Here is a 17622-nt window from a genome sequence, read left to right as displayed (position 1 = left end):
GCCCACCACCAGGACCGCGCCCAGCACCGCCAGCACCCCGAAGCGGCCCGCAAGCGGCGCAAGAAGCTCAGCCGCAGCTTCGGGGTGCTGGCGGTGCTGGGCGCGGTCCTGGTGGTGGGCGGCCTGGTCGGCCTCTTCTACACCGCCTTCGCCACCCTCACCTCCATGCTGCTCTTCGGCTGGCTGCTGCTGGTCGGCGGATTCGTCGGGCTGCTGCACGCGGTGGAGTCCCGCAAGGAGGGCTACTTCTGGCTGGCCGTGGTGGTCGCCGCGCTGAACATCGCCGCCGGCGCGGTGGTCATCCGCCACCCGGTGGAGTCGGCCGAGGCGCTGACCATGTTCGCCGCGCTGCTCTTCCTCACCGGCGGCGTCTTCCGGCTGGTCGGCAGCGTGGTGGTGCGCGGCCCGCAGTTCGGCTGGACCCTGCTCCAGGGCGCGTTCGGGCTGCTGCTCGGCCTGCTGGTGCTCTTCGAGTGGCCCAGCAGCAGCCTGTACGTGCTGGGCACGTTCTTCTCGCTGGCGCTGCTCTTCGACGGCCTCGGTCTGCTCGCCATCGGGGTGGGCGGCCGCCGCATCGTCCATATGGTCTCCGCCGACCTTCCGGAGGACGACCACGGGCGGCTCAGGAAGTGACGCGACCGGACGTATTCGGTCACAAAGCGCCGAATAGGCGCTGACTTCTGGTCAGCGGCGCGGACGGCGACGCCCCGGTCCCAACACTCGGACATGTGGCGACAACCGAGCACGCGACGACCGGACACGAGGACGGGAACCGGACCACGACGACGACCCGGGGGCCCGCGCCCACGGGTCCCCGCCCCTACGAGGGCGTGTGGCGCTTCACCGCGCCGGCCGTCGACGGCTCCGTACCGCAGTCCCGGCGCGCCGTGAAGGACCTGCTGAAACGTCAAGGCGTACCGATCGACGCGGACACCGCGTACGCCGTGCTGCTGATCGTCTCCGAGCTGGTGACCAACGCGGTACGGCACGCCGCGCTGCTCTCGCCCGAGCTGGCCGTCGAGGTGGCCGTCGGGCCGGAGTGGATCCGGGTCGCGGTGGAGGACGAGCACCCCTACCGCCCCCGCGCGCTGGAGGCGGACGACGCCCGCACCGGCGGACGGGGGCTGCTGCTGGTCCGGGAGATCACCCGGGAGGCGGGCGGGCAGTGCGACGTCGAGCACACCGCGAGCGGCGGCAAGATCGTGTGGGCGGCGCTGCCGCTGCGGGTTCCCGCCGGCGTACCTCCGCTGCCCGAGCCGCCGGACCCGGACCCGGTCACCCTGCTGCCGGGCACCCCCGCGCCGCCCGGTCCGGCCTGAGCGGTCCCGCATGCGGCCGGCCGCCCCCGCGGACCCCGAGGACGGGGTCGCGGAGACGGCCGGACGGGGCGTCACCAGCCGCCGGTCTCCCCGGTCAGCTCCCGGACCGCCGGCCGCGCCGCGTCCAGCACCGTCATGAACCAGGCCGAGAACACCGCGGAGGACCGCAGCTCGGCCAGTTCGCCGGCGGTCACGAACGCGGTCTCCTCGATCTCCTCCGGGTCGGGGCGCAGCGCGGACTGCACCATGCCGACGTAGAGGTGGTTGTACTCCTGCTCCACCAGTCCGGACTCCGGGTCCGGGTGGTTGTAGCGGACCGTGCCGGCCTCGGCGAGCAGCGACGGCGAGACGCCCAGCTCCTCGTGGACCCGGCGGGCCGCGGCCGCGAACGGCGCCTCACCCGGATAGGGGTGTCCGCAGCAGGTGTTGGACCACACCCCGGGGGAGTGGTACTTGCCCAGCGCGCGGCGCTGGAGCAGCAGCCGCCCCTCCTCGTCGAAGAGGAACACCGAGAAGGCCCGGTGCAGTTGACCGGGCGCCTGGTGCGCGGCGAGCTTCTCCGCGGTACCGATGGTGGCGCCGGTCTCATCGACCAGTTCGAGCATGATCGCCCGCTGGGCCGGGGCCGCGGCACCGTCCGTCAGGCTGTCCGCCCGGACGTCCGCCGGGCTCCCGCTGACGCCGTCCGTCGCGGTGGCTGGTGTGGTCGGCATAACCATCCTTCGCTTCTGTCCTCGGCCCTGTGGGGCACCCTCAGTCTGCCGTACAAAAGCCGCTTGTCGACAAAGGATGCCCCACGACCGCTATGTCGCCCACGCGGGACGCACGGGCGACCGGCCCCCGGGTCACACCCCGAAGGCCGCCGGGTAGTGGATCACGCCGGACGGCAGCCCGCCGCCACCGGCCAGGTCCAGCGCCCGCATCGCCTCGTCCGGCACCTCGAAGCCGGGCCGGATGCCGTACCGGGAGGCGGGCACGAAGCCGAACGCCGGGTAGTACGCCGGATGGCCGAGCACCAGCACCAGGCGCTCGCCCCGGATGCGGGCCTCGTCCAGCACCGCGCGGACCACCGCCCGCCCGGCGCCGCGCCGCTGCGCCCCGGGTGCGACCGCGACCGGCGCGAGCGCCAGCGCCGGGGCGTCGCCCACCCGGCAGCGGGTCAGCAGGGCGTACGCCGCGACCGTGCCGTCCGGGCCCTCCGCGACGTACGAGAGACCCGGCAGCCAGGCGTCCGGGTCCGCCCGCAGCGCCTCCACCAGCTCCGCCTCGTCCGGCTGCCCGAAAGCGGCGGCGTTGAGGCGGTGCACGGCGGGGACGTCCGCCGGCGTCTCCGGCCGGGTCCGCCAGCGCGGGTCGGCCGGGCGCAGGACGAAGCCGGCGCAGCCGGACCGCTCCGCGCCCTCGCCCGCCGGCTGCCGGCGCATCCCGGCGACGTGGTAACCGGCGGTCCGCGCGGCCGCCACGCCCTGCGCCTCGGTCCCCGGGCACACGGCCACCACCAGCGCCCCGTCCGGCGCGAGCAGCCCGCGCCACTCGGTCAGGGCCTGCTCCAAGCCGGTGGAGCAGGCGGCGCCCTCCGCCCGGACGAGGTCGAAGGCCCCCTCCGGGAGCGGTCGGCGCGGGCCGCGGCCCAGGTCCAGCACGCGCGGCCGCTCGGGCAGCGGCCCGGCCACCGAGACGAGCGCGCGGACGGTGGCGTCGGACAGACGATCGCAGGAGTGGCCGGACGTCTGGTCGGACAACGGAATGACCCTTTGGTGTGAAACGCGTTGCCGGGCCGACGAGCGCGGGACGGGCCCGCCTCGGTCGCCGGCCCCGGCCCCGCACCGGTTCGGACGAGACCCGCACGTCACGGGCCCGGTCACCCTAGCAACCGGGTCCGCGGGCCCCGTTCAGTGACAGAGCCGGGCCTCGTGCTCGGCGTGCCCGGTCGGCTCCAACTGGAAGGTGCAGTGCTCCACGTCGAAGTGGTCGCCCAGGCAGCCCTGGAGCTCGTGCAGCAGCTTCTCGTGCCCGGTCGCGTCCAGCATCTCCGCGCTGACCACCACATGCGCCGACAGCACCGGCATCCCGGAGGTGATCGTCCAGGCGTGCAGGTCGTGCACGTCGTCCACGCCGGGCAGCTCCAGCATGTGCCGGCGCACCTCGGCCATGTCCACGCCCTTGGGGGCGGCCTCCAGCAGCACGTCCAGCGTCTCGCGGAGCAGCTTCACCGTGCGCGGCACGATCATCAGGCCGATCACCAGCGAGGCGATCGGGTCGGCGGCCTGCCACCCGGTGAGCAGGATCACCCCGGCCGCGATCAGCACCGTCACCGAGCCCAGCGCGTCCGCCAGCACCTCCAGATAGGCGCCGCGCACGTTCAGGCTCTGCTTCCGGCCGCGCACCAGCAGCGACAGCGACACCATGTTGGCGACCAGGCCGACCGCGGCGAACACCAGCGCGACCCCGCCCTTGGTGTCGGCCGGGGTGACGAACCGCTGCACCGCCTCCACCAGCAGGAAGCCGCCCACCCCGAGCAGCAGGAGGCAGTTGGCCAGCGCGGCCAGGATCTCGGCGCGGGCCAGCCCGAAGGTGCGCCGGTCGCTCGCCGGCCGGCCCGCCATGTGGATGGCCAGCAGGGCCATCGCCAGGCCCACCGCGTCGGTGGCCATGTGGGCGGCGTCCGCGAACAGCGCCAGCGAGTCCGCCATCAGCCCGCCGACGATCTCGGCCACCATCACCGTCACCGTGATGGCGAGCGCGATCCGCAGCCGTCCCCGGTACGCGGCCGCCGCGGTCCCCGTCGGCGGAGGACCGCCGTGGGCGTGCCCGTGATCGTGCCCAGCCCCCATGAGGACGCCTCCCGAAGATCTCCGAACGCCGTCGCCACGGCCGTGTGCCATGGCCTTCCGATCGGCCAGTGAACTACGGGTAGGGGGTATCCGCAAGCCGGTACTGAACACCGTTGTCATGTGCCCTGACCTGCGGTTATGTCCCCAGGTCAGCCGCCCGGAGCCGCTTGAGGACCGCTCGCCCCCCACTCGGACCCGGCACGCCCCGGACGCCCGTCCCCGGCTCCGGCCCGGCGCGCCCCGAGTGCCCGTCCTCGGCTCAGGCCCGATGCGCCCCCAGTGCCCGTCCTCGGCTCAGGCCCGGCGCGCCTCGGGGTGCCGCAGGCACCAGCCCTCCCAGGCCGACTCCACCATCTCCCGCACGCCCAGGGAGGCCGACCAGCCCAGCTCCGAAGCGATCCGGTCCACCGACGCCACCGCCGCGGCCGCGTCCCCGGGACGCCGCCCCTCCACCACCGGCTCCAGCGGGCTGCCCGTGACCTCGCCCACCACCCGCGCCAGCTCCCGCACCGACACGCCCTCGCCGCGCCCCACGTTCAACGTGAGGTCGCCGGGGCCGGTGCGCCCCGCCAGCCCGCGGGCCACCGCGAGATGCGCGTCGGCCACGTCGGCCACGTGAATGTAGTCACGTACGCAGGTGCCGTCCGGGGTCGGATAGTCGTCGCCGAAGATCCGCGGGGCCTCGCCGCGGGTGATCCGGTCGAAGAACATCGGGATGATGTTGAACACCCCGACGTCCGCCAGCTCCGGCCGGACCGCGCCCGCCACGTTGAAGTAGCGCAGGCAGGCGGTGGCGAGCCCGTGCGCCCGGCCGGTCGCCCTCACCAGCCACTCGCCGGCCAGCTTGGTCTCGCCGTAGGGGTTGATCGGCGCGGTGGGGGAGTCCTCGCCGATCAGCTCCGTCTCCGGCACCCCGTACACCGCCGCCGACGAGGAGAACAGGAACCGCTCCACCCCGGCCTCCACCACGCTCTCCAGCAGCTCGGCCAGTCCGTGCAGGTTCTCCCGGTAGTAGCGCAGCGGCTGCTCCACCGACTCCCCGACCTGCTTCTTCGCCGCGAGATGCACCACACCGCTCACCCCGTGCGCGGCGAGCGTGTCCGCGACCAGCGCGCGATCCGCCAGTGAGCCCCTGACCAGCGGGATCCCGGCCGGCAGCCGCTCGGCGAGACCGGTCGAGACGTCGTCCAGGACCACCACCCGCTCGCCCGCCCCGGCCATCGCCCGGGCCACATGAGCGCCGATGTATCCGCTACCGCCTGTGATCAGCCACGTCATGGCCGCCACCCTATGCGCTCGCCGCGGCGGCCCTCGGGGGGCCGTGCACCGAAGGGATGCCGCCGGGCCACCGGCGGGTTTTGCGGCCCGGCGGCCCATCCACCAAGATGATCTCCGGCGGCCCGGCAGGGCCCGGGATCGTGCCCGGACAGGCGCTCCCGCCGCCGGTCCGCCTCGATGAACTCGGCATGAAGTTCATCGGATAGCCTCTCCCGACGTGCCGCCGCCCGCGACCGGGCCGAGCCGCCGTGCACCCGCCCTGACAGCGCCAAGGAGTGAGTCCGTCTGTCGACCGCCATCCTCACCGGACCCGCGGTACCCGGATCGCCGCTCGAAGGCGATCTGCGGTCGCTGGGCTTCGACGTCCGCCCCGCCGCGGACGAACGGCAGGCCGCCGAGCTGCTGGCGGTGCTCCCGCCCGCCGAGCGGGTCGCCTTGGTCGACCCCCGCTTCGTCGGGCATGTGCACGCCCTGCGCCTGGCGCTGACCGACCCCCGCTTCCCGGCCGCCGCCGCCCCCGGGGCGCTCACCGCCCAGCCGGCGGCCCGCACCGCGCTCCGGCGCGCCCTCGCCGCCACCGCCGAGCCGGCCGCCCGGCCCGAGCCGGCCGCCGCCGGCGGGTCACCGTCCGTGACCGCCCCCGAGCCGGCGCCGCCCGCCGCGTCGCCGCTGCCCGACCGGGCCGCCGCCGCACTGGAGGCGGACGGCACCGCCGTGCACCGCCCGGAGCTCGGCGCCCTGGTCGCCGCCGTGCCCGCGGACCCGCGGAGCGCCGAGCAGACCCGGGACGCGGTCGCCGCCGTCGACGACGAGGCCGTCCGGCTGCGCTCCGCCGTCAAGGCCCGCGACGGCTTCTTCACCACCTTCTGCGTCAGCCCCTACTCGCGCTACCTGGCCCGCTGGTGCGCCCGGCGGGGGCTGACCCCCAACCAGGTCACCACCGCCTCGCTGCTCACCGCGCTGGTCGCGGCGGGCTGCGCGGCCACCGGCGCCCGCGGCGGCTACGTCGCCGCAGGGCTGCTCCTCCTCTTCTCCTTCGTGCTGGACTGCACCGACGGGCAGCTCGCCCGCTACTCGCTCCAGTACTCCACGCTCGGCGCCTGGCTGGACGCCACCTTCGACCGGGCCAAGGAGTACGCCTACTACGCCGGCCTCGCCCTCGGCGCGGCCCGCGGCGGCGACGACGTATGGGCCCTGGCGCTCGCCGCGATGGTGCTCCAGACCTGCCGGCACGTGGTCGACTTCTCGTTCAACGAGGCCAACCACGACGCCACCGGCAACAGCAGTCCCACCGCCGCGCTCTCCGACAAGCTGGACAGCCGCGGCTGGACGGTGTGGGTGCGCCGGATGATAGTCCTGCCCATCGGCGAACGCTGGGCCATGATCGCCGTCCTCACGGCGCTCACCACCCCCCGCACCGTCTTCTGGGCCCTGCTGATCGGCTGCGCCTTCGCGGCCTGCTACACCACCGCCGGCCGGCTGCTGCGCTCGCTGACCCGCAGGGCCCGCCGCACCGACCGGGCCGCCCGCGCGCTCGCCGACCTCGCCGACACCGGCCCGCTCGCCGCCGCCGCGGCCCGCGCGCTCGCCCGCCCGGCCCGCAAGCTGCCCGCCCTCGCGCCGCCCGCCGTGGCGCTGCTGGGCGCGGCCGCCGTCGTCGCCACCGCCGCGCTCGCCCCGGTCACCGGCCCCTGGCCGGCGCTCGCCGCGCTGCTCTACGCGCTCACCTCCGGCCTCGCCGTCGCCCGCCCGCTCAAGGGCGCCCTGGACTGGCTGGTGCCGCCCGCCTTCCGCGCCGCCGAGTACACGACGGTCCTGGTGCTGGCCGCCCGCTCCGAGGTCCCCGGGGCCCTTCCCGCGGCGTTCGGGCTGGTCGCGGCGGTCGCCTACCATCACTACGACACGGTGTACCGCATCCGCGGCGGCACCGGCGCGCCGCCCGCCTGGCTGGTGCGGGCCACCGGCGGGCACGAGCTGCGCACCCTCGCGGTCGCGGTCCTGGCCGCCGTCCTCACCCCGCGGGGCGACGCCCTGACCCTCGCGCTCACCGTCCTCGCGGCGGCCGTGGCGCTGGTCGTGCTCGTGGAGTCCATCCGCTTCTGGGTGTCCTCCTCGGCCCCCGCCGTACACGACGAAGGAGAACCCGCATGATCGGCCTCATCCTGGCAGCCGGTGCCGGACGGCGTCTGCGCCCCTACACCGACACGCTGCCCAAGGCCCTCGTGCCGGTCGCCGGCGAGAAGACGGTTCTCGACCTCACCCTCGCCAACTTCGCCGAGGTCGGCCTGACCGAGGCCGCGATCGTCGTCGGCTACCGCAAGGAGGCCGTGTACGCGCGCAAGGCCGCGCTGGAGGCCGCGTACGGCGTGCAGCTCACCCTCGTCGAGAACGACAAGGCCGAGGAGTGGAACAACGCCTACTCGCTCTGGTGCGCCCGGGACGTGCTCACCGAGGGCGTGATCCTCGCCAACGGCGACACCGTCCACCCGGTCTCCGTCGAGCACACCCTGCTCGCCGCCCGCGGCGAGGGCCGCCGGATCGTCCTCGCCCTGGACGCGGCCAAGAAGCTGGCCGACGAGGAGATGAAGGTCGTCGCCGGCGCCACCGGCGTCACCCGGATCACCAAGCTGATGGACCCGGCCGAGGCGTCCGGCGAGTACATCGGCGTCACCCTGATCGAGCCCGAGGCCGCCGCCGACCTCGCCGACGCGCTGAAGACCACCTTCGAGCGCGACCCCGACCTCTACTACGAGGACGGCTACCAGGAGCTGGTGAACCGCGGCTTCCGGATCGACACCGCGCCCATCGGAGAGGTGGCGTGGGTGGAGATCGACAACCACGACGACCTCGCGAAGGGCCGTGAGATCGCGTGCCAGTACTGACCCGGCTCATCCCCTCGCCGGTCGTCGTCGACATCAGCCGCGGCGCGATGGACGAACTGGCCGGCATCCTCGCCGACCAGCGCATCTCCGCCTCCGGCCGGCTCGCCATGGCGATCAGCAACGGCTCCGGCCAGGCGCTGCGCGCCAAGCTCGCCCCGCTGCTCCCGGACGCCGACTGGTACTGCGTCGAGAACGGCTCCATCGACGCCGCCGTCACACTCGCCGACGCCATCCGCGGCAAGCGCTACGACGCGGTGGTCGGCCTCGGCGGCGGCAAGATCATCGACGTGGCCAAGTACGCCGCCGCGCGGGTCGGCGTCCCCATGGTCGCGGTCGCCACCAACCTCTCGCACGACGGCATCTGCTCGCCGGTCTCCACCCTGGACAACGACAACGGCCGCGGCTCCTACGGGGTCCCCTCACCGATCGCCATGGTCATCGACCTGGACGTGATCCGGCAGGCGCCCGACCGCTTCGTCCGCTCCGGCATCGGCGACGCCGTCTCCAACCTCTCCTCCATCGCCGACTGGGAGCTGTCCCACCGGCACACCGGCGAACCGGTCGACGGCCTGGCCGCCGCCATGGGCCGCTCCGCCGGCGAGTCGGTGCTGCGCCACCCCGGCACGGTCACCGACGACGAGTTCGTCATCGTGCTGGCCGAGGCCCTGGTGCTCACCGGCATCGCCATGTCCATCAGCGGCGACTCCCGCCCGGCCTCCGGCGCCTGCCACGAGATCAGCCACGCCTTCGACCTGCTGTTCCCCGAGCGCCGCGCGCTCCACGGCGAGCAGGTCGGCCTCGGCGCCGCCTTCGCCATGCACCTGCGCGGCGCGCGCGACGACGCCGGGCTGTACGCGGAGGTGCTGCGCCGGCACGGGCTGCCGGTGCTGCCCGAGGAGATCGGCTTCACCCCGGACGAGTTCGTCCGCGCCGTGGAGTACGCCCCGCACACCCGCCCCGGGCGCTACACCGTCCTGGAGCACCTCGACCTGTCCACCGACCAGATCAGGGACGCGTACGCCGACTATGCCAAGACCATCCGTAGCTGAACTCCGCCCGGTCGTGCACCCCGCCGGCGTCAAGGACCGGCGCAGCGGAGAGCACTGGGGCGGCCGCCTGTACATGCGGGAGATCTCGCTCCGGATCACCCGTCTCCTGGTGGGCACCAGGATCACCCCCAACCAGCTCACCTACGTCATGACGCTGGCCGGCGTGCTCGCCGCGCCCGCGCTCCTGGTGCCCGGCCTGACGGGAGCCGTACTCGCCGTGGTCGCCGTCCAGCTCTACCTGCTGCTGGACTGCGTGGACGGCGAGGTGGCCCGCTGGAAGAAGCAGTACTCGCTGGCCGGGGTCTACCTGGACCGGGTCGGCGCCTACCTGTGCGACGCCGCCGTGCTGGTCGGCTTCGGCCTGCGCGCCGCCGACCTGTGGGGCAGCGGCCGCATCGACTGGCTGTGGGCCTTCCTCGGCACCCTCGCCGCGCTCGGCGCGATCCTGATCAAGGCCGAGACCGACCTGGTCGGCGTCGCCCGCCACCAGGCCGGACTGCCGGTCGTCAAGGACGCCGCCGCCGAGCCGCGCTCCTCCGGCATGGCGCTGGCCCGCCGGGCCGCCGCCGCGCTGAAGTTCCACCGCCTGGTGCTCGGCATCGAGGCGTCCCTGCTCATCCTGGTGCTCGCCGCGCTCGACACCGTCCGCGGCGACCTGTTCTTCAGCCGCCTGGGCGTCGCCGTGCTCGCCGGCATCGCCCTGGTGCAGACCCTGCTGCACCTGGTCTCGATCCTCGTCTCCAGCCGGCTGAGGTGAAACGAACGCCATGACCCCTCCCGCACCGCCGCTCAAGCTCGGCGCCGTCGTCATCACCATGGGCAACCGCCCCGACGACCTGCGCGCCCTGATCGAGTCCGTCGCCAAGCAGGACGGCGAGCCGATCGAGGTCGTCGTCGTCGGCAACGGCGCCCCCGTCACCGGCGTCCCCGACGGCGTGCGCACCATCGACCTGCCGGAGAACCTCGGCATCCCCGGCGGCCGCAACGTCGGCATCGAGGCGTTCGGCCCCGGCGGCACGGACGTCGACGTGCTGCTCTTCCTGGACGACGACGGCCTGCTGGAGCGCACCGACACCGCCGAACTGCTGCGCGAGGCGTTCACCGCGGACCCCGGGCTCGGCATCGTCGGCTTCCGCATCGCCGACCCGGACACCGGCGTCACCCAGCGCCGCCACGTGCCCCGGCTGCGCGCCTCGGACCCGATGCGCTCCTCGCGGGTCACCACCTTCCTCGGCGGCGCCAACGCGGTGCGCACCGCGGTCTTCGCGCAGGTCGGCGGGCTCCCCGAGGCGTTCTTCTACGCCCACGAGGAGACCGACCTGGCCTGGCGCGCCCTGGACGCCGGCTGGATGATCGACTACCGGGCCGACATGGTGCTGCTGCACCCCACCACCCAGCCCTCCCGGCACGCGGCCTACGCCCGCAACGTGGCCCGCAACCGCGTCTGGCTGGCCCGCCGCAACCTGCCGGCGCCCCTGGTCCCGGTCTACCTCGGGGTGTGGCTGCTGCTCACCCTGGCCCGCCGCCCCTCGGCCGCCGCGCTCAGGGCCTGGCTGGGCGGCTTCCGGGCGGGCTGGAGCACCGACTGCGGTCCACGGCGGCCGATGCGGTGGCGTACGGTGTGGCGTCTGACCGCACTGGGCCGCCCGCCCGTGATCTGACAAGCTCGTCCACGACACCACGGGCGCACGGGTCCTGTCCGCCAGCGCGTCCCGCGCCCGATTCACCGCGCACGTGAACACGAAAGTTTCCCCTCATGAGTGAGCAGACCCATGACGGAGCGGTCGCCGTGACCGCCCCGCCATCCCCGGACGCGGGCCTGTCCCCGGCGGAGCTGGCCGCCAAGTACGGGCTGTCGGTCAGCGGCGCCCGGCCCAGCCTGGCCGCCTACGTGCGCCAGATGTGGGGCCGGCGCCACTTCATCCTGGCGTTCTCCCAGGCCAAGCTCACCGCCCAGTACAGCCAGGCCAAGCTCGGCCAGCTCTGGCAGGTGGCCACCCCGCTGCTCAACGCGGCGGTCTACTTCCTCATCTTCGGCCTGATCCTGGACGCCGGACGCGGCATGGAGAAGGACGTCTACATCCCCTTCCTGGTGACCGGGGTCTTCGTCTTCACCTTCACCCAGACCTCGGTGATGGCCGGCGTACGGGCGATCGCCGGCAACCTCGGCCTGGTGCGGGCCCTGCACTTCCCGCGCGCCTCGCTGCCGATCTCCTTCGCGCTCCAGCAGCTCCAGCAGCTCCTGGTGTCGATGATCGTGCTGTTCGCCATCGCGATCGGGTTCGGCAGCTACCCCTCGCCGAGCTGGCTGCTGATCGTCCCGACGCTCGCCCTGCAATTCGTGTTCAACGTCGGACTGTCGCTGATCATGGCCCGGCTCGGCAGCAAGACGCCCGACCTGGCCCAGCTCATGCCGTTCGTGATGCGCACCTGGATGTACGCCTCGGGCGTGATGTTCTCCATCCCGATCATGCTCGAGGGCAAGCCGGAGTGGATCGCCGACGTCCTGATGTACAACCCGGCCGCGATCTACATGGACCTCATCCGGTTCGCCCTGATCGACGGCTACGGCGCGAGCAACCTCCCCGCCCACGTCTGGCTCGCCGCCCTGCTGTGGGCCGTCCTCGCCGGCGTCGCCGGGTTCGTGTACTTCTGGAAGGCGGAGGAGCGGTACGGCCGTGGCTGAGCACACCGACAACACCACCGGGCCCGGCGCGGACCTCTCCCGGGTGCCCACCGTCATCGCCGACGACGTGCACATCGTGTACCGGGTCAACGGCGGCTCCGGCGGCAAGGGCAGCGCCACCGCCGCGCTGAGCCGCATCCTGCGGCGCGGCAAGGGCGAGGAGCGCGGCGTGCGCAAGGTGCACGCCGTGCGCGGCGTCTCCTTCACCGCGTACCGCGGCGAGGCGATCGGCCTGATCGGCACCAACGGCTCCGGCAAGTCCACCCTGCTGCGGGCCATCGCCGGCCTGCTGCCCACCGAGAGCGGCAAGGTCTACACCGACGGCCAGCCCTCGCTGCTCGGCGTCAACGCGGCGCTGATGGGCGACCTGACCGGCGAGCGCAACGTCATCCTCGGCGGGCTGGCCATGGGCATGTCCCGCGAGGAGATCCGCTCCCGCTACCAGGACATCGTCGACTTCTCCGGCATCAACGAGAAGGGCGACTTCATCACCCTGCCGATGCGCACCTACTCCTCCGGCATGGGCGCCCGCCTGCGCTTCGCCATCGCCGCGGCCAAGAACCACGACGTGCTGATGATCGACGAGGCGCTGGCCACCGGCGACCGGAAGTTCCAGATCCGCTCCGAGCAGCGCATCCGCGAACTGCGCAAGGAGGCGGGCACCGTCTTCCTGGTCAGCCACAGCAACAAGTCCATCCGCGACACCTGCGACCGGGTGCTCTGGCTGGAGAAGGGCGAGCTGCTGATGGACGGCCCCACCGACGAGGTCCTCAAGGCCTACGAGAAGGAGACCGGCCGCTAAGGGAGGCCCGTCGACCGTGCCCGGGTGTGTTTTCGCCGCGCCCGGGCACCCCTGTGCGGGTCCGGACGTTGTCCATGCGTAGGCTGTCCCGGTGCCGTTTCGCGGCAAGTGTGGGTATTTCCGGGCTTCACCGGCTTGGCGCGCCCGCCCGGGCGCATCGGCGTGTCCGAAATGAGATGTATTGGGTCGGCAGTGTAGAACGGGAGACGTGACGGCATTGACGGTTGATCTCCAGCTCCGCGAGAGTCCCGCGATTCCCGCCGTCCCCGTGCCGGGCAGCCCGCGATGAGCGACACCGGCCGGAGCGCCTCCGGCACCACCGCCCGCGCCACCCTGGACAAGGCCGCCCACGAGAACTTCCCCGTGGCGCCCTTCTTCCTGCCCCGCGCCTGGCGCGAGGACCTGATGGCGGTCTACGGCTACGCCCGGCTGGTCGACGACATCGGCGACGGCGACCTCGCCCCCGGCGGCGCCGACGCCCGGCTCCTGGGCGTCGCCCCCGAGCAGGCCGGCGACCGGCTCCTGCTGCTGGACGCCTTCGAGGCCGATCTGCGCCGCGTCTTCGACGGCGTCCCCGCCCACCCGCTGCTGCGCGCGCTCCAGCCCGTCGTCCGCCGCCACCGGCTCGCCCCCGAGCCGTTCCTCGGGCTCGTCGAGGCCAACCGGCAGGACCAGCTGGTCCGCCGCTACGAGACCTACGACGACCTGCTCGCCTACTGCGAGCTGTCCGCCAACCCGGTCGGCCGGCTCGTCCTCGGCGTCACCGGCACCACCACCCCCGAGCGGGTCCGCCGCTCCGACGCCGTCTGCACCGCCCTACAGATCACGGAGCACCTCCAGGACGTCGCCGAGGACCTCGCCGCGGACCGGATCTACCTGCCGGCCGAGGACATGAAACGCTTCTGCGTCAGCGAGGACGACCTCGCCCGGCCCACCGCCGGCGCCTCCGTGCGCGCGCTGGTCGCCTACGAGGCCGACCGCGCCCGCCGCCTGCTGGACGAGGGCGGCGTGCCGCTCACCGCCAGCGTCCGCGGGCGGCTGAAGCTGCTGCTGGCCGGCTTCACCGCCGGCGGCCACGCCGCGCTCGACGCGGTCCGGGCCGCCGGATACGACGTGCTCGCCGGACCGCCCCGGCCCACCGCACCGAACCTGCTGCGCCAGATCGGCAACGTGCTGCGCGCGGCCCGCACAGAAGGGTGAGCGGGACCATGGACGCGCACAACCCGGCCGCCCCGCAGGTGGCGGCGGCCTACGACTACTGCGAGGCCGTCACCGGCCGGCAGGCCCGCAACTTCGCCTACGGCATCCGGCTGCTCCCGGCCGGCAAGCGGCAGGCCATGTCCGCGCTGTACGCCTTCTCCCGGCGGGTGGACGACATCGGCGACGGCCCGCTCGCCCCCGACGTGAAGCAGCAGCGGCTCGACGGCGCCCGCGCCCTGCTGGAGCGGGTGCGGCGAGGCGAGGTCGAGCCGGACGACACCGACCCGGTGGCCGTCGCCCTCGCCGACACCGCCGCCCGCTTCCCGCTGCCGATCGACGGCCTGGACGAGCTGATCGACGGCGTGCTGATGGACGTGCACGGCCGCACGTACCAGAGCTGGGACGAGCTGAAGACGTACTGCCGCTGCGTGGCCGGCGCCATCGGCCGCCTCTCGCTCGGCATCTTCGGCACCGCCCCCGGCGCGCGCGAGGCCGCCCGCGCTCCCGAGTACGCCGACACCCTCGGCCTCGCCCTCCAGCTCACCAACATCCTGCGCGACCTGCGCGAGGACGCCCTCGAAGGCCGCACCTACCTGCCCGCCGAGGACCTCGCCAAGTTCGGCTGCACGGTCGGCTTCCGCGAGCCGGCGCTGCCCGCCGAGGCCGACTTCGCCGGACTGGTCCAGCACGAGGTGCAGCGCGCCCGCGCGCTGTTCGCCGAGGGCTACCGGCTGCTGCCCCTGCTCGACCGGCGCAGCGGCGCGTGCGTCGCCGCCATGGCCGGCATCTACCGCCGGCTGCTGGACCGCATCGAGCGCGACCCGGAGGCGGTGCTGCGCGGCCGGGTGGCACTGCCCGGCCGCGAGAAGGCGTACGTCGCCGTCCGCGGCCTGTCCGGCCTGGACACCCGTGCCATCGCCCGCCCCCGCGACCGGCGGCGCGGCTGATGACCCGCCCGGCCACCCACCGACAGGAGCGCCGATGAGCGACGACACCGACCGGCGCCGGCACGCCGTGGTCGTCGGCGGCGGGCTCGCCGGCACAGCCGCCGCGCTGAAGCTGGCCGACTCCGGGCTGCGCGTCACCCTCCTGGAGGGCCGGCCGCGCCTGGGCGGACTGGCGTTCTCCTTCCAGCGCGGCGAGCTGACCGTCGACAACGGCCAGCACGTCTACCTGCGCTGCTGCACCGCCTACCGCTGGTTCCTGGACCGTGTCGGCGGCGCGGCGCTCGCCCCGCTCCAGGACCGGCTGGACGTCCCCGTGCTGGACGCCGCGCACCCGCGCGGCGCGCGCCTGGGCCGGCTGCGCCGCACCGCGCTGCCCGTCCCGCTGCACCTGGCCGCCAGCCTGGCCGGCTACCCGCACCTCTCGCCCGCCGAGCGGGCCTCCGTCGCCCGCGCCGCGCTCGCGCTGAGGAAGCTCGACCCGGCGGACCCCGCGCTGGACGCCCACGACTTCGCGAGCTGGCTGGCCCGGCACGGCCAGTCCCCGCGTACCGTCGAGGCGCTGTGGGACCTGGTCGGCGTGGCCACCCTCAACGCCACCGCCGCCAACGCCTCGCTCCAGCTCGCCGCCATGGTCTTCCGCACCGGGCTGCTGAGCGAGCCCGGCGCCGCCGACATCGGCTGGGCCCGGGTGCCGCTCGGCGAGCTGCACGACACTCTGGTCCGGCGCGAGCTGGCCGCCGCCGGGGTGCGGGTCGAGACCCGCGCCAAGGTCACCGCCGTGCTGCCCGACGGCCCCGGCCGCTGGAGCGTGGACGTGCCCGGCGAGCGGATCGACGCCGACACCGTGATCCTCGCCGTGCCGCAGCGCGAGGCGCACGGGCTGCTGCCGGACGGCGCCCTGGACCGCCCCGGCGACCTGCTCGCGCTCGGCACCGCGCCGATCCTCAACGTGCACGTGCTCTACGACCGCAAGGTGCTGCGCCGGCCGTTCTTCGCCGCCCTCGGCTCCCCGGTGCAGTGGGTCTTCGACCGCACCGAGGCCGCCGGCTTGTCGAGGGGCGGGCCCGAGGGGCCCTCGGGCGAGGGTGGTGGCGGGCGACGGGTGGGCCAGTACCTCGCCCTCTCCCAGTCCGCGGCGCAGGACGAGATCGACTCGCCGGTGCAGGAGCTGCGCGAGCGCTACCTGCCCGAGCTGGAGCGGCTGCTGCCGGCCGCGCGCGGCGCTGCGGTGCGGGACTTCTTCGTCACCCGGGAGCGGACCGCGACCTTCGCGCCCGTCCCCGGCGCCGGCAGGCTGCGGCCCGGCGCGGTGACCCGCGCCCCCGGCCTGCTGCTGGCCGGCGCGTGGACCGCCACCGGCTGGCCCGCCACCATGGAAGGCGCGGTGCGCAGCGGTCTGACCGCCGCGGACGCCGCCCTCACGGCCCTCGGCCGCCCCCGTGTCCGACCGCTTGAGGAGGCGGCATGAGCCTGAGTACCCACACCCAAGGAGAGACCGTGCCGACAGTGCCCCCGGCGAACCCGGCCGTCGACACCGCCGAGGTCACCGCGCTGCTGGAGCGCGGCCGCACCCTGACCACGCCCGTGCTCAAGGCGGCCGTCGACCGGCTGGCGTCCCCCATGGACACCGTCGCCGCCTACCACTTCGGCTGGATCGACGCGCTCGGCAACCCGGCCGACGGGGACGGCGGCAAGGCGGTGCGCCCCGCGCTCGCCCTGCTGTCCGCCGAGGCCGCCGGGATGCCCGCGGAGACCGGGGTGCCCGGCGCGGTCGCGGTGGAGCTGGTGCACAACTTCTCGCTGCTGCACGACGACCTGATGGACGGCGACGAGCAGCGCCGGCACCGTGACACGGTGTGGAAGGTGCACGGCCCCGCGCAGGCCATCCTGGTCGGCGACGCGCTGTTCGCGCTGGCCAACGAGGTGCTGCTGGAGCTGGGCACGGTGGACGCCGGCCGCGCCACCCGCCGGCTCACCACCGCCAGCCGCAAGCTGATCGACGGCCAGGCCCAGGACATCTCCTACGAGCACCGCGAGCGGGTCACCGTCGAGGAGTGCCTGGCCATGGAGGGCAACAAGACCGGCGCGCTGCTGGCCTGCGCCTGCTCCATCGGCGCGGTCCTCGGCGGCGTCGACGAGCGCACCGCCGACATCCTGGAGTCCTACGGCCACCACCTGGGCCTGGCGTTCCAGGCGGTGGACGACCTGCTGGGCATCTGGGGCGACCCGGAGTCCACCGGCAAGCAGACCTGGAGCGACCTGCGCCAGCGCAAGAAGTCGCTGCCGGTGGTCGCCGCCCTCGCGGCCGGCGGCCCCGCCTCGGAGAAGCTGGGCGAGCTGCTGGCCGCCGACGCCAAGGCCCCGGACTTCGACGCCTTCTCGGAGGAGGAGTTCGCCATGCGGGCCGCCCTCATCGAGGAGGCCGGCGGCCGGGAGTGGACCGCCCAGGAGGCCCGCCGCCAGCACGCGGTGGCCATCGAGGCGCTCGGGTCGGTCGGCATGCCCGAGCGGGTGCGCGACCAGCTCACCGCGCTGGCCGACTTCGTGGTGGTCCGCCGCCGCTGACCGCCGCCCCGCCGCGTACCCGCCGCCCCCTCCATTCGATCCCCGCCCCCAGCCCCGCCC

Annotated in this window: 17 protein-coding genes; 13 read left to right on the top strand and 4 right to left on the bottom strand. The window is 74.3% G+C overall.

Annotated elements, in window-relative coordinates; all coding sequences use genetic code 11:
- The first annotated feature begins 84 nt into the window (after window positions 1-84).
- On the top strand, window positions 85-633 hold the full coding sequence (locus C6N75_RS18430) for an HdeD family acid-resistance protein (RefSeq protein ID WP_105870004.1): 549 nt from the start codon (window positions 85-87) through the stop codon (window positions 631-633).
- A 197-nt stretch (window positions 634-830) separates the two neighbouring features.
- Entirely contained in the window at window positions 831-1319 is a 489-nt protein-coding gene (locus tag C6N75_RS18425; protein WP_258177483.1) for an ATP-binding protein, read from the top strand.
- 71 nt (window positions 1320-1390) lie between these two features.
- Here C6N75_RS18425 and idi read toward each other — a convergent pair whose 3' ends face one another.
- The 4 genes from idi to galE all read right to left on the bottom strand — a co-directional run bounded on the left by idi (window position 1391) and on the right by galE (window position 5431).
- Complete coding sequence (gene idi / locus C6N75_RS18420) at window positions 1391-1924, bottom strand: isopentenyl-diphosphate Delta-isomerase (RefSeq protein WP_256105593.1); 534 nt, start codon at window positions 1922-1924, stop codon at window positions 1391-1393.
- A 240-nt stretch (window positions 1925-2164) separates the two neighbouring features.
- Window positions 2165-3061 (bottom strand): GNAT family N-acetyltransferase, encoded by an 897-nt coding sequence (locus C6N75_RS18415; protein ID WP_258177482.1) that lies wholly within the window; start codon window positions 3059-3061, stop codon window positions 2165-2167.
- 150 nt (window positions 3062-3211) lie between these two features.
- A complete protein-coding gene (locus C6N75_RS18410; protein ID WP_105870000.1) occupies window positions 3212-4153 on the bottom strand; it encodes a cation diffusion facilitator family transporter in 942 nt (313 codons plus the stop codon).
- Between the two features lie 294 nt (window positions 4154-4447).
- Window positions 4448-5431: a UDP-glucose 4-epimerase GalE gene (gene galE / locus C6N75_RS18405; protein WP_105869999.1), complete on the bottom strand. Its 984-nt coding sequence runs from the start codon at window positions 5429-5431 to the stop codon at window positions 4448-4450.
- Between the two features lie 285 nt (window positions 5432-5716).
- Here galE and C6N75_RS18400 point away from each other — a divergent pair, with 285 nt between their 5' ends.
- The 11 genes from C6N75_RS18400 to C6N75_RS18350 all read left to right on the top strand — a co-directional run bounded on the left by C6N75_RS18400 (window position 5717) and on the right by C6N75_RS18350 (window position 17562).
- On the top strand, window positions 5717-7582 hold the full coding sequence (locus C6N75_RS18400; protein WP_105869998.1) for a DUF5941 domain-containing protein: 1866 nt from the start codon (window positions 5717-5719) through the stop codon (window positions 7580-7582).
- On the top strand, window positions 7579-8313 hold the full coding sequence (locus tag C6N75_RS18395) for a phosphocholine cytidylyltransferase family protein (protein WP_105869997.1): 735 nt from the start codon (window positions 7579-7581) through the stop codon (window positions 8311-8313). The genes C6N75_RS18400 and C6N75_RS18395 overlap by 4 nt, the downstream gene beginning before the upstream one ends.
- Entirely contained in the window at window positions 8301-9362 is a 1062-nt protein-coding gene (locus tag C6N75_RS18390) for an iron-containing alcohol dehydrogenase family protein (protein WP_105869996.1), read from the top strand. The genes C6N75_RS18395 and C6N75_RS18390 overlap by 13 nt, the downstream gene beginning before the upstream one ends.
- Window positions 9340-10119: a CDP-alcohol phosphatidyltransferase family protein gene (locus tag C6N75_RS18385; RefSeq protein ID WP_105869995.1), complete on the top strand. Its 780-nt coding sequence runs from the start codon at window positions 9340-9342 to the stop codon at window positions 10117-10119. The genes C6N75_RS18390 and C6N75_RS18385 overlap by 23 nt, the downstream gene beginning before the upstream one ends.
- 10 nt (window positions 10120-10129) lie before the next feature.
- Entirely contained in the window at window positions 10130-11023 is an 894-nt protein-coding gene (locus C6N75_RS18380) for a glycosyltransferase family 2 protein (RefSeq protein WP_105869994.1), read from the top strand.
- Between the two features lie 95 nt (window positions 11024-11118).
- A complete protein-coding gene (locus C6N75_RS18375; protein WP_105869993.1) occupies window positions 11119-12048 on the top strand; it encodes an ABC transporter permease in 930 nt (309 codons plus the stop codon).
- Entirely contained in the window at window positions 12041-12850 is an 810-nt protein-coding gene (locus C6N75_RS18370) for an ABC transporter ATP-binding protein (protein WP_105869992.1), read from the top strand. The genes C6N75_RS18375 and C6N75_RS18370 overlap by 8 nt, the downstream gene beginning before the upstream one ends.
- A gap of 285 nt (window positions 12851-13135) precedes the next feature.
- A complete protein-coding gene (hpnC, locus tag C6N75_RS18365) occupies window positions 13136-14050 on the top strand; it encodes a squalene synthase HpnC (RefSeq protein WP_105869991.1) in 915 nt (304 codons plus the stop codon).
- Between the two features lie 8 nt (window positions 14051-14058).
- Window positions 14059-14997: a presqualene diphosphate synthase HpnD gene (hpnD, locus tag C6N75_RS18360; protein ID WP_407703242.1), complete on the top strand. Its 939-nt coding sequence runs from the start codon at window positions 14059-14061 to the stop codon at window positions 14995-14997.
- A gap of 34 nt (window positions 14998-15031) precedes the next feature.
- Window positions 15032-16465, top strand: coding sequence for a hydroxysqualene dehydroxylase HpnE (gene hpnE, locus C6N75_RS18355; RefSeq protein WP_105869989.1), 1434 nt, complete (start codon window positions 15032-15034; stop codon window positions 16463-16465).
- 38 nt (window positions 16466-16503) lie between these two features.
- On the top strand, window positions 16504-17562 hold the full coding sequence (locus C6N75_RS18350) for a polyprenyl synthetase family protein (protein WP_105869988.1): 1059 nt from the start codon (window positions 16504-16506) through the stop codon (window positions 17560-17562).
- Window positions 17563-17622: the final 60 nt, after the last annotated feature.

This window comes from Streptomyces solincola, from assembly GCF_002982015.1.
Classification (GTDB): domain Bacteria; phylum Actinomycetota; class Actinomycetes; order Streptomycetales; family Streptomycetaceae; genus Streptomyces; species Streptomyces solincola.
Note: the sequence above shows the minus strand (reverse complement) of the source record. Positions and strands in the feature narration are given on the sequence as shown.

What these genes read in the sequence shown, in the direction of transcription:
- C6N75_RS18380 (WP_105869994.1), top strand. Translation starts at nt 10,130, where the DNA reads ATGACCCCTCCCGCACCGCCGCTCAAGCTCGGCGCCGTCGTCATCACC.
- idi (WP_256105593.1), bottom strand. Translation starts at nt 1,924, where the DNA reads ATGCTCGAACTGGTCGATGAGACCGGCGCCACCATCGGTACCGCGGAG.
- hpnE (WP_105869989.1), top strand. Translation starts at nt 15,032, where the DNA reads ATGAGCGACGACACCGACCGGCGCCGGCACGCCGTGGTCGTCGGCGGC.
- C6N75_RS18375 (WP_105869993.1), top strand. Translation starts at nt 11,119, where the DNA reads ATGAGTGAGCAGACCCATGACGGAGCGGTCGCCGTGACCGCCCCGCCA.
- C6N75_RS18410 (WP_105870000.1), bottom strand. Translation starts at nt 4,153, where the DNA reads ATGGGGGCTGGGCACGATCACGGGCACGCCCACGGCGGTCCTCCGCCG.
- galE (WP_105869999.1), bottom strand. Translation starts at nt 5,431, where the DNA reads ATGACGTGGCTGATCACAGGCGGTAGCGGATACATCGGCGCTCATGTG.
- hpnD (WP_407703242.1), top strand. Translation starts at nt 14,059, where the DNA reads ATGGACGCGCACAACCCGGCCGCCCCGCAGGTGGCGGCGGCCTACGAC.
- C6N75_RS18395 (WP_105869997.1), top strand. Translation starts at nt 7,579, where the DNA reads ATGATCGGCCTCATCCTGGCAGCCGGTGCCGGACGGCGTCTGCGCCCC.
- hpnC (WP_105869991.1), top strand. Translation starts at nt 13,136, where the DNA reads ATGAGCGACACCGGCCGGAGCGCCTCCGGCACCACCGCCCGCGCCACC.
- C6N75_RS18385 (WP_105869995.1), top strand. Translation starts at nt 9,340, where the DNA reads ATGCCAAGACCATCCGTAGCTGAACTCCGCCCGGTCGTGCACCCCGCC.